Source organism: Eikenella sp. HMSC071B05 (assembly GCF_001811325.1).
GTDB lineage: Bacteria > Pseudomonadota > Gammaproteobacteria > Burkholderiales > Neisseriaceae > Eikenella > Eikenella corrodens.
The window spans coordinates 482,494-493,653 of record NZ_KV804551.1 but is presented as its reverse complement, the minus strand read 5'-3'; the positions used below and the strand labels follow the sequence as shown (position 1 = coordinate 493,653).

At 57.7% G+C, this 11,160-nt stretch carries 12 protein-coding genes; 7 read left to right on the top strand and 5 right to left on the bottom strand.

Annotated features, from left to right (window positions below):
- Positions 1–221: 221 nt before the first annotated feature.
- The 5 genes from HMPREF2796_RS08490 to HMPREF2796_RS08470 form a co-directional block, all read right to left on the bottom strand.
- Positions 222–1,649, bottom strand: a complete 1,428-nt coding sequence (locus HMPREF2796_RS08490) for an alanine/glycine:cation symporter family protein (RefSeq protein ID WP_064086836.1) — start codon at positions 1,647–1,649, stop codon at positions 222–224.
- Positions 1,650–2,093: 444 nt separating this feature from the next.
- On the bottom strand, positions 2,094–3,098 hold the full coding sequence (ilvE, locus tag HMPREF2796_RS08485; RefSeq protein WP_070632854.1) for a branched-chain-amino-acid transaminase: 1,005 nt from the start codon (positions 3,096–3,098) through the stop codon (positions 2,094–2,096).
- Positions 3,099–3,491: 393 nt separating this feature from the next.
- A complete protein-coding gene (locus HMPREF2796_RS08480; RefSeq protein ID WP_070632852.1) occupies positions 3,492–4,343 on the bottom strand; it encodes a KPN_02809 family neutral zinc metallopeptidase in 852 nt (283 codons plus the stop codon).
- Between the two features lie 146 nt (positions 4,344–4,489).
- Positions 4,490–5,242: an SIMPL domain-containing protein gene (locus HMPREF2796_RS08475; RefSeq protein ID WP_070632850.1), complete on the bottom strand. Its 753-nt coding sequence runs from the start codon at positions 5,240–5,242 to the stop codon at positions 4,490–4,492.
- Positions 5,243–5,326: 84 nt separating this feature from the next.
- Positions 5,327–5,737, bottom strand: coding sequence for an RNA-binding S4 domain-containing protein (locus tag HMPREF2796_RS08470; RefSeq protein WP_210385357.1), 411 nt, complete (start codon positions 5,735–5,737; stop codon positions 5,327–5,329).
- Between the two features lie 230 nt (positions 5,738–5,967).
- Between HMPREF2796_RS08470 and HMPREF2796_RS08465 the strand changes: the two genes are divergently transcribed.
- The 7 genes from HMPREF2796_RS08465 (at position 5,968) to HMPREF2796_RS08435 (ending at position 11,159) form a co-directional block, all read left to right on the top strand.
- Positions 5,968–6,468 carry a hypothetical protein gene (locus tag HMPREF2796_RS08465; RefSeq protein WP_070632848.1) on the top strand — a complete coding sequence of 167 codons (501 nt, stop codon included), beginning with the start codon at positions 5,968–5,970 and terminating at the stop codon, positions 6,466–6,468.
- Positions 6,469–6,495: 27 nt separating this feature from the next.
- Positions 6,496–6,786 (top strand): NTF2 fold immunity protein, encoded by a 291-nt coding sequence (locus HMPREF2796_RS08460; RefSeq protein ID WP_070632846.1) that lies wholly within the window; start codon positions 6,496–6,498, stop codon positions 6,784–6,786.
- Between the two features lie 49 nt (positions 6,787–6,835).
- The gene (locus HMPREF2796_RS08455; protein ID WP_070632845.1) at positions 6,836–7,504 is read left to right on the top strand and encodes a PspA/IM30 family protein; all 669 of its coding nucleotides are present in this window, start codon (positions 6,836–6,838) and stop codon (positions 7,502–7,504) included.
- A gap of 101 nt (positions 7,505–7,605) precedes the next feature.
- Positions 7,606–8,304, top strand: a complete 699-nt coding sequence (locus HMPREF2796_RS08450) for a GNAT family N-acetyltransferase (protein WP_070632843.1) — start codon at positions 7,606–7,608, stop codon at positions 8,302–8,304.
- Between the two features lie 93 nt (positions 8,305–8,397).
- Positions 8,398–9,066, top strand: coding sequence for a YqiJ family protein (locus HMPREF2796_RS08445; RefSeq protein ID WP_070632841.1), 669 nt, complete (start codon positions 8,398–8,400; stop codon positions 9,064–9,066).
- 60 nt (positions 9,067–9,126) lie between these two features.
- Entirely contained in the window at positions 9,127–9,642 is a 516-nt protein-coding gene (locus tag HMPREF2796_RS08440) for a hypothetical protein (RefSeq protein WP_070632839.1), read from the top strand.
- Positions 9,643–9,722: 80 nt separating this feature from the next.
- Positions 9,723–11,159: a hypothetical protein gene (locus HMPREF2796_RS08435; protein ID WP_070632837.1), complete on the top strand. Its 1,437-nt coding sequence runs from the start codon at positions 9,723–9,725 to the stop codon at positions 11,157–11,159.
- Position 11,160: the final 1 nt, after the last annotated feature.

The window sequence follows — 11,160 nt, the reverse complement described above, 5'->3', positions numbered from 1 at the left end:
GTACTGGTTTAAATTTAATTCACTATAACTTTCGCTACCGTGTTGGTTTGCCTTACTGTACTGCTATATTCCCCTCACCAGGCGTTGCTCCGCAGAGGATTGTAGGAGTATGGGTAAGACGGAGCGGTGCCTTAGGAAGAGAAGTGGTTTGGCTATAAAAAGGCTACCTGAAAAATCGTTTCAGGTAGCCTTGCTGTTTTCAGGTAGCCTGCTTGCCGCGCTTACTGCTGCTCGTGATACTCATGAAATTCGTAGTGATACGACAGCGCGCCGCCGGCTTTTTTCTGCGCCAGGTAATCGTCGTACACCGCGCGGATTTCCTTGCGCAGCAGGAAGAGGGCGATTAAGTTGGGAATCACCATAAAGCCGTTGAACATATCCGACAAGCTCCACACCACGTCCACTTTGCCCAGCGTGCCCAGCACGATGGCCAGCAGCACCAGCGTGCGGTAGATGGCCAAATGGCGGCCGTGGAACAGGAAGCGGATGTTGGATTCGCCGAAGTAGTACCAGCCGATGATGGTGGTGAAAGCGAAGAAGGTAAGGCACACCGCCAACAGCTGTGCGCCGCCGCTGCCGAAGGCAATCACGAAGGCCTGCTGTGTTACTGCCGCGCCCTGCAAACCCAATTTGTCGGCATCGGTGAGCAGGATGATCAGCGCGGTGGCAGTGCACACCAGCAGCGTGTCGATAAACACGCCCACAAACGCCGCCATGCCTTGCTGAACGGGGTGCTGCACGTCTGCCGTGGCGTGGGCGTGCGGGGTGGAGCCCATGCCGGCCTCGTTGGAAAACAGGCCGCGCGCCACGCCGAAACGCACTGCTTCGCGCATGCCGATGCCGGCCGCGCCGCCCAACACCGCCTGCGGGTTAAACGCCGCAGTGAAGATGTGGTTGAACATCGGCGCGATGTGGCTGGAGAATTTGAACAGGATCACAATCGCGCAGATGATGTAGATGATGGCCATAAACGGCACCACAAACTGCGTGATTTTGGCAATGCGGTCCACCCCGCCCACGATAATCAGCCCGGCCAGCACCGCCAAGCCGATGCCCACCGCCAAAGGTGGTATGTTGAAGGCCACGGTTACCGCCGAAGAGATGGAGTTGGATTGGGTGGCGTTGCCGATGAAGCCCAGCGCGATAATCAGCGCAATCGAAAAACCGCCGGAGAGGAAACGCGCTGCGCTGCGGCCGATTTTCGGCGTGAGCCCGTGCGTGATGTAAAACGCCGGGCCGCCGATGTATTTGCCGTGGCTGACCACGCGGTATTTCTGCGCCAAGAGCGCTTCGGCGAAGATGGTGGACATGCCCAACACGGCAGAAAACCACATCCAGAAGATTGCGCCCGGCCCGCCGGCAGTAATCGCCGTGGCCACACCGGCCACGTTGCCGGTGCCGATTTGGGCGGATACGGCCACCGCCAGCGCTTGAAATTGCGACAGCGATTTGTGGTCTTTGTCGGCGGCATCTTTCTTGGCAAAGAGCCCGCCGAACACCGATTTGAACGCTGCGCCGAGCTTGGTAAGCTGCGGCACGCCCAAGTAGATGCTGAAAAAGAGGCCGATGCCGAGCAGGGCGTAGATCAGCAGGTAGTCCCACAGCACGAAATTAATTGTGCTTACCAGGTCGGACAATATTTTTTCCATAGTTGGAACCTCGCAAGAGAAGGGGGTTGGAAACTGACAGCCTGCGCGTTTGCCGGCCATCTGGCGCAAACGCCGCGAAACTGCGGGAAAAACAAAGGACGGGTTGGTGGGAGCAGCCGACAAAGCGGCTGCGGCTTAACAGGGGCGGCAGGCTACCTGAAACGTCCGCCCCGATAGCCGAAGCCATTACCGGCGCAATGCGGGGGTAATGGCTTGGTGGCTGAAATACTGATTCCTTCCTACTGCGTCGGCTTGCCTTGCCGTACTACTTGTACTGCTTGCGGCTTGCCGCCTGGTATGAAGAACTCATTATTCCCGCCGTGGCTAATCTGAAAAATTTTCAGGTAGCCTCAAACTCTTTGAACCATAAAAAGGATTAAGGCTACCTGAAAACATGTTTTCGCTCCGCTTAACTATGCGGCAGCGGGTGGAACAAACAGCCAATCAGCGCTCGGGCACGGGCACCAGCCAGCCGTAGCGGTCTTCGGCCAGGCCGTATTGGATATCGGTAATCGCCTTGCGGATGGCTGTGCCGCGCTCTTGGCTTTGCAACACGACTTCCTTGCCGTTGATTACCAAGGAAGTTACCGGCGACACCACGGCCGCCGTGCCGGTGAGGATGGCTTCCGCGCCGTTTTCCGCTGCAGCCTGCAATTCGGCCACGGTGAAATTGCGCTCGCTCACTTTATAGCCAAAATCGGCGGCCACGCGCAACACGGAATCGCGGGTTACGCCGTGCAGGAATTCTTCGGTGAGCGGCTTGGTGATGATTTCGTTGCCGTTAATCAGCGCGAAGTTGGAAGCGCCGGTTTCCTGCACGTCGCCATTCGGGCAGAACAATACCTGGTTGGCACCGTATTGCTGGCGGGCGCGCACCACGGTTTGCAGGGCAGAGGCGTAGTTGCCGCCGCATTTCACTCGGCCCATGTGTGGCGCGCAGCGGATGTGTTCGGTTTCCACCAACAGCTTCATCGGCGAACCCACTTTGAAGTAGTCGCCCACCGGCGAAGCCAAAATATACAGCATGGCCGAAGACGAACCCACGCCGGCTTTGCCGATTACCGGATCGGTACCGATAAGGGTGGGGCGCAGATACATGGCGGCGGGCGCATCCGGCACTTCGTCGGCCGCGCGTGCCACCAATTCCAGCATGGCAGAGAGGAAAGCCTGCGCATCCGGCACGGGCAGTTCCAACAGTTTCGCGCTCTGCTGCATACGGGCGATGTTGGCTTCCGGGCGGAAGATCACGATGCGGCCGTTTTGTTGGCGGAAGGCCTTCAGTCCTTCAAAACACTCGCTGCCGTAATGCAGGCTGTGCGCGCCCGGCGGCAGGGCGAGCGAATCGGAAGGCTGCCAGCGCACCGGCTGCCATGCGCCATCGGAAAAAACCAACACCGGCATCTCGCGGTGGAAAACGCTGCCGAAAACGGCAGGAACTGCTTTTGCCATGATATTTCCTTGTGATTTGTGCTAAGGCGTCAAAGATACTCTTGAAGCAAAGCATTTGACAAGCCTTTTGTGTCAAAAATTGCATCCAATCAGGCTACCTGAAAAACGGTTTCTGCGAAAAGCAAACCCGCCATTAAGGCGCTTACGCCCCGCAGACGGGTTTTCAGGTAGCCTGTTTGCCGGATTGGGGCGCAGGTTTGGAATTAAATAGCAAATTGCGTTAAGCGGGGCGGATTGCTCTGATGAATGGTGCGGTGAAGGCTTGGCAGGGTGTAAGCACTCGATAGAAGCAGCGACAGATGCTTCGGTATTCACCGCGTCGCCCTGATGAAAAAAGCTACCTGAAAATCTGAATACACCGTTTCAGGTAGCCTTTTGGTATTGAGTTGGCGCTTACAGGGAGGAGAAAGTATCGCATTGCGCCGGGTCGCCGCTTTGCAGGCCGCGGCGGAACCATTGCAGGCGTTGGGCGGAGGTGCCGTGGGTGAAGCTGTCGGGCACGGCGTAGCCGCGGCTGCGCTGTTGCAGGCGGTCGTCGCCCACGGCTTCGGCGGCGTTGAAGGCTTCTTCCAAATCGCCCTGTTCAAACAGCTGGCGTGCTTGCGCACGGTTGGCCCACACGCCGGCCAGGCAGTCGGCCTGCAGCTCCACCATAACGGAGAGGCGGTTGGCATCGCGCTCGCTCATGCGGGCACGGGCACGGTTTACGCGCTCCATGGTGCCGTCGAGATTTTGCACGTGGTGGCCGACTTCGTGGGCAATCACATAGGCAAAGGCTGCATCGCCCGCTGCGCCGAGCTGGTTTTTCATGTCGTCGTAGAACGAGAGGTCGAGGTAAACCTTTTGGTCGGCCGGGCAGTAGAACGGGCCCATCGCGGATTGGCCGGTGCCGCAGGCGGTGGGGGTGCTGCCGCGGTAGAGCACCATTTTCGGCTGCACATATTGCCGGCCTTGGCTGCGGAAATATTCGCCCCAGGCGTCTTCGGTGGTGGCGAGAATTTGCGAGGAGAACTGCGCCAGCTGCTCTTCTTCGGGGCTGATGGTGCGTTGTTGCTGTTGTTGCATCTGCGGCATCTGCATGCCGCCGCCAGTGAGGCCGCTCAAGTCCACGCCGTAATAGGCGCCGATGAGCACGATAATCAGGCCGGCGAGGCTCATTTTGCCGCCGCCTCCGCCACCTCTGCCGCCGCCAAGGCTGCGACGGTCTTCGATGTTGCTGCTGCTGCGTTGATTGTCGAGTTTCATATTGAAATTCCTTGGGTTGGTGTGGTTTAGGGCAGATTATATAACAGGCTACCTGAAAAGCATGCGGAGATTAGAAACTTGCTTCGCTGGTTTTAGCTTCGTTGAAGCCGGTGTTTTCAGGTAGCCTTGGCGTGTGCGGCATGGATTTATTCGATGGCGTATTCGATGGTTACGACCAAACGCACTTGTTTGCCGATGGTGGTTTTGTCGTAGCTGCCGCCGTATTCGTCGTCGCCGCTGCTGCCGCTATCGGCATAGATGTTGAACGAGCCTTGCGAGGCGGAGCGCATGGCGCCGACCTTGCCGCCGCCGGTGGAGGCGAATTCGTCGGCACGGCGGCGGGCGTCTTCGGTGGCCTGCTTAATCAGGCTGTGTTTGATGGCTTCGAGGTTGCCGAGCAGGTATTGCGGGGCTTCGAAATCGATGGCGTCGTTGCCTGCGCGTAGGGCGAGGATGTTTTGGTGGGCGCTTTGGATACGGTCGAGTTTGCTGCTGGCCACGGTGAGTTGTTGCTTGCCGTCGTAGCCGTTGGGGGTGCGGATTTCGTTGCCGTGGGCATCGTGTTCCACCAAGAAGGCGGGGCTGATTTCGGGAGCGGCGGTTTGAATTTCGGCTGCATCAAAGCCTTGGCTGCGTAGGAATTGTTCGAGTTTGGGGCGTTGCTGGTTCAGACGGTCGAGCACTTCCTGATAGCTGGCGCCGTGTACGCTCACGGCGGTGCTCCAGCGGGCGCGCTCGGACTGGAAGTTTTGTTCGGCCAGGCCTTTTACGGTGATCGTGCCGGGCTGGCGGAAATTTTTAAACTGGCCGCCCAACACGAAGGCGGCGGCCACGAGGCCGATGGCGAGCAGGGCGCCGAGGGCCTTAACGCTGCCGGAGATGGCTTTTTCTGTGGACATGATGCTTTCCTTTGCGCTTGGTGGAAGAGAGTCGGCGGAGGCTACCTGAAAAGGTATAGACGGATTTTCAGGTAGCCTTTGATGCTATTCCTGCCAGCCGCGTTTGAGTTTGTCCAGCTCCCGGCGGTCGCGTTTGGTGGGGCGGCTGTCGGGGTAGGCGGCGCTGATGCAGCTGGCCTGGTCGAGCGCTTTTTGCGCTTCGCGTTTGGCGGCGGTGGCGCTGTCTTCGGCGTAGAGGGAGCGTGCTTCAGGAGCGGGGCGGCGCTGGTGGTTGAGCGCGAGCACGGTGATTTTGTAGGGCAGGGAGTTGAGCGTGAGGTCGATGGTGTCGCCCGGCTCGATGTTTTTGCTGTTTTTCACTTTCGCACCGTTCACCAGCACACGCCCGAGCTCGATGTGTTTCTGCGCCATGCCGCGCGTTTTGAAGAAACGTGCCGCCCACAGCCATTTGTCGAGCCGCATGTGGTGTTCGTCGTGTGAATTTTTGCCTGCCATGGTTGCCTCCGTGTTCAAGCGGTTATTTTATACCAAAGGCCGGGAATGCGGCTAACGGCTGGTGGTTAGACTTCTATGTGGCATGTATACAAATGTATTCGTAATATTTTTATATTTATTATCATTATGTTGATTTATTGTTATTGAGAGATTGTATGAAAAATATTGCGTAGAGAAATCATTTTAGCTATATTTGAATACAAATGAATACAAAAGAGAGGTGATTGCATATGGCAGCAGCCAACCGAATTCCGATTAGCGTGCGAATATCGCAGGAAGATGCAGATTTTATTGCTGAATTAAAAATAGAAGGCGCGAATACGCCTTCAGAGAAAATCCGCGAGCTGCTTACACAGGCGCGGCTTGCCCACAGCCAAACCCATGATTACAGCACCGCACTGGCTGCGCAGGAGCAGTTTTTTCAGGTAGCCCGGCGCGACGTGCTGCACGCCGAGAAAGAATGGGGCATTCATTCGCATATTGTGGCGCGGCTGTTCGAGCAGCTGCCCGACCTTGCTGCCACGTTGGCCGCCGACCTGCCGGAAAACGCTCAGGCAGCCGATTTGAGACGATACGAGTGCGAACTGATGCGTCGCATCGTGCGCCTTACCGACAGCATCCTGCAGCTGGCCGTTACCGGCAAAGGCGCGGCCTACGACGATACTGTATTGCAACAGCTTGAAAATACTTTGAAATTGGCGAAGATTGTGCAGCAGGCGGGCGAAGTTTGAGACGTATAAAGAAAGGCTGATTGAAAAATGAACATTCATAAATTGCTGCTTGCCGGCGTATTAATCCTCCCCTCCATCGCATTCGGTACGACCGGCGGCACGCAGATGCTGAATGAATCACAAGCCATGCAGCTGGCCGAAAACTATGTGGTGCAGCACTACGGTGCACAAACTGCCCAAGCGCAGAAACCATATCGGGCAGAAAAAGACGGAGAGCGCTGGATTATCAGCGGTAAGCCGCCGAAAGCACTGGGCGGCAGCTTTCGTGCCGTTATCGGCGCAAACGGCGAATTAGAAGAAATCACGCATGGCAAGTAGTGCGAATCGAAGACTTAAAACCAATCATCTAAGCAGAAAGGAAACAAAAATGAGCGAAACCCTATCCCGCAGAGTAGGCCGTTTGGTGAGCGGCGGTTTTCATGCCTTGATTGATGCAGCGGAAAACCTTGCGCCCGAAGCGGTGATGAACGAGAGCATCCGCGAAATCGAACGCGCGGTAGACGAAGTGCGTGCCGAGCTAGGCAAAGTGCTGGTGCAGAAGCATCTTGCTTCCAAGAAAATGGCCGATGAGAGTAACCGCCACGAGGCCATTGATGCCAACCTGCAGGCCGCTGTAGCAGCCGGGCGCGACGACTTGGCCGAGGCAGGCATTGCCGAACAGATGGACATCGAAGCGCGCTTGCCTGTGTTGGAAAACACCATTGCCGACTGCGCTGCGCAGGAAAAAGAACTCGAAGGCTTTATCGCCGCCTTGCAGGCGAAAAAACGCGAGATGCAGCAGCAGTTGCAAGACTGGCGCACTGCACAGCAAAACGCAGGCGCAGGCAAAGCAGCCGGCGGCAGCGACATGAGCCGTATCGCCCGTGATGCCGAAAAAAGCGGCAATGCATTCGACCGCGTGATGGGGCGTCAAAACGCCATCCACAGCAGCACCGATGCCGCCCAGCTGGCCAAACTGAAAGAATTAGAAGATTTGAGCCGCAACAACCGCATTGCCGAAAGGCTGGCGGCGTTGAAAGCCAACAGCAAGGAATAAGCATACATTTCAGGTAGCCTTTCCACGCTTTGATAAGGCTACCTGAAAGCCAGCAAACTTTTTAGGTAGTCCACTACCCACCAATAACCAAGGCAAAACCCATGCACATCAACGAATTCAACCAACCTGTCGGCGAAAGCCTACCCGGTTACACGCCTGGCGAGCGACCTGTAGCTACATTGCTTTGCGGCCGCTACTGCCGTTTGGAAAAGCTTTCTACCGAGCGGCACGGCATGGATCTGTATGCCGTGTACGGCCCGGCTTCGCCGCCGCAAAATTGGACCTATCTTTCGCTTAACCCCGTGGCGAGCGTTGCCGAACTGGATGCGCTGCTGCAACGGCTGGAGCAGTCGGCCGACCCATATTACTTCGCCATCGTCGATCAGGCAGATGGCCAGGCGGTCGGCACCATGGCGCTGCAACGCGCGGATACCGCCAACCGCGTAATCGAGGTGGGCTGGGTGATTTATTCCGAACGGCTCAAACGCAGCCGTATCGCCACCGAAGCGCAGTTTTTGCTGGCGCAATATGTGTTTGAAACCCTGCGCTACCGCCGCTACGAATGGAAGTGCGATGCGTTGAACCAGGCCTCGCGCCGTGCTGCCGAGCGTTTGGGTTTCCGTTTTGAGGGCGTGTTCCGGCAGGCGGTGGTGTATAAAGGGCGCAACCGCGATACCGCCTGGTTTGCCATGCTGGATTCGGAATGGCCGCAGATTAAGCGGCGGATGCAGCGCTGGCTGGCCGAAGAGAATTTCGACGAACAGGGGCGGCAGCGCGTGCCCTTGCAAGAGATTAAATGAAATAGAAATATGGTTTCAGGTAGCCTCTTTCCTCCACCTTAAGGCTACCTGAAAGCGAAACCCGATTAACCGACAAACCACGAAAGACCCGCCATGTGGAATTTAATCAACGCCCCAGAAACCGAAATTTTCGGCATCGCCATCGCCCTGATGCTGATGCTCGGCCTGCTTGAGCTGCTCTCACTTTTGGCCGGCGGCTTCACCGACTGGCTCGATAACCTGTTGCCCGACAGCCTGGTGGAGGCGGATTTGGATGGTGATTTGCACGGCGGCATCGAAGGGGCGGGCGCGTTGGTGCGTTTCTTGGATTGGCTGTATGTGGGGCGCGTGCCGCTGATGATGTTGCTGGTGGTGTTCCTCGCCGTGTTCGGGCTCGCGGGCTATGTGCTGCAATCCGTGTGCGCCGGGCTGTTTGGCGGCTACCTGAATGCTTGGCCGGCGGCTGCTGCGGCGCTGTTTCTCGCACTGCCCCTGGTGCGCCTCACGGCGGGCGGGCTCTACAAAATCATGCCCAAAGACGAAACCACCGCCGTTTCGCAAGAAAGCCTGATCGGGCGCGTGGGCACGGTGGTGCTGGGTGAGGCGCGGCCGGGCAGCCCGGCGCAGGTGCGGGTGAAAGACGGCTACGGCCAGCAGCATTATGTGATGGCCGAGCCCGACGGCGAAGGCGTGCTGAAACAGGGCGAGGCGGTGCTTTTGGTGTCGCTGGAGGGGAATACGTTTAAGGCGATTTTGAATCCAAGCGGGAGCCTAGTGGATTAAGGTTACCTGAAAGCGGAGCTTCAACGGAGTTAAAGCGGCAAGCTAACTAGGAGAGGCAACATGGCTCATACCATGCCAGATTTACCATCCAGAGCCGAGCCTTCCAATCGGCACGATGTGGAGCTGGTGTTCCGGCAGTTGGGGTTGCTGGCGGCGGCATCGCTGGTGTGGCTGCTGATGGCCTTCTCTTGTCTGATGGGGTCGGCGAATAGCGCGCTGCGGCTGCAGCAGATCAGCGGTTTGCTGCTGAGCGGTTTTTTCTTGAACCGGGTTTGGCAGCGGATGCGCAAAATCCGTTACCGCGCGGCGGAGGATTGCCTGCTGGTATATGCCGCGTCGCTGCGCGGCTGGCAGTTGGTCGCTCGTTATCCGTTGGACGGATTTATCGGGCTGTATCGCGGCGGCAAGGGCTCGATTGCCGAAGTGTGGCTGGCGGGCAAAAACGGCGGGCAGGATGTGCTGCTGGACAGGATATTTTTAGGCACGGGCGCGCTGCAGAAACGCTTTGCGGCCGGTTTGGCAGATTTGAGCCGGGCCACCGGGCTGCCTGTGCTGGAGCCTGGTGAGGCTACCTGAAAATAGCCGCCGAATTTCTGCAGTGCCCAAAACCGATGCTCCACATTTTCAGGTAGCCTGCCGTATATGAAGAGGAAGCCATGCAACAGAATAAAAGCAAAATCGTGATGCTGTATCCGTATTCCGGACAAATGCTGGCCTGGCAGACGGCTTTTGTGTGGGGGTTCGTATTGTGGACAATGTATGTGCTGATAGATACGACTGGCGGCTGGTTGGGTAACGGATTTTGGTTTGAATTTGTGTTAGTGGTGTTGCGGGTGCTGATGGTCGGCTTAATCATGATACTGGCTGGCGAGCTGCTGTATGACTGGTGGCATAAACTAACTGGCAAAAACTTCCTGCGGCTGGACACAGCGCGAGGAATACTACTGCACGGTCGCTGGCGCTGGCGCTGGCAGGCGCAGCGGGAATACCCGCTCTCGATGTTTGCGGCAGTGGCGGCGGAGAAAGTGCAGAATGATTACCGCGGCTACTACGGGCGCTTGTGGCTGGAATCGGCGGATGGGCGGAACGATTTGGTATTGGAGGAAAATCTCCTGCCGCATAAGGGCTCGCTGCACGAATTAGACAGGATTCAGAACCATATTGCTAAGGCAACGGGTTTGGCCAAACGGCCAGTAATCAACACAGTCATCCGTGCGGCGGAGGAAACGGCGGCCAATCCGGCGCAGTTGCAGCCCTTGCAAGCGAAAACGCTGCCTGCGTGGCGGCAGGCGGTGAATCTGGCGGCGGCCGGGTTGTGGACTTGGCTGGCGGTTTGGCTGCTGCGTTTGGCGGCGGATTGGCAAAGCGGCAGCCTACCCAAGCCGCTGTATTTCGGCGCGGGGCTGCTGGCGCTCGGGCTGTTGGCGGTGGCGGTATCGGATGTACGCGCGGTGTTTCGTGCACGGCGCGGCCAGAAAACGCCGCAAACACAAACGGCTTGGCGGCAGCCCTCCGAAATCAAAGCCGCACTGGCAGCGGCCAGGCAGGCGGAACATGAACCGCAGCCGAAGCTGCCGGAACGTGCTGCGCCGAAACTTGTGGACGGGGTGGAATTTGCCGTGTATTCGGTTGGTACTTTGCTCTCGCGTCTACTGTTCCTGCTGTTTGCGTTTGGGATGGTGTGGATTGAGGGAGGGATTGGCTGGCGGCTGTTTTGGCTGGTGGCGCTGCTGTCTATCGCCGGGCGGCTGGTGCACCGTTGGCATACTTTACGCAAGGTACGCTACAGCGTGCTGGGAGACGAATTGATTGTGTACCGCCTGCACAGTTTCAAGTGGCTACCTGAAAAACGCTATGCGCTATCGGAGTTTTGCGGAGTTTACAGCCGCGTGCGGCGCAATGGCGTGAGCGTGGGTTTGAGCGAAATCTGGTTGGCAGGCAAGGCGGGCGGCAAAAACGTGCGGCTGCTGGAGGCGGATTCGCTGATGCGCGACAACCGGCAAACGGCAGAGAAAACGGCCAAACAAATCAGCCGAGCTACCGGGCTGCCGCTGCTGGAGTATGTGGGTGAAGATCGGGAAGGAGCCGGCTGAA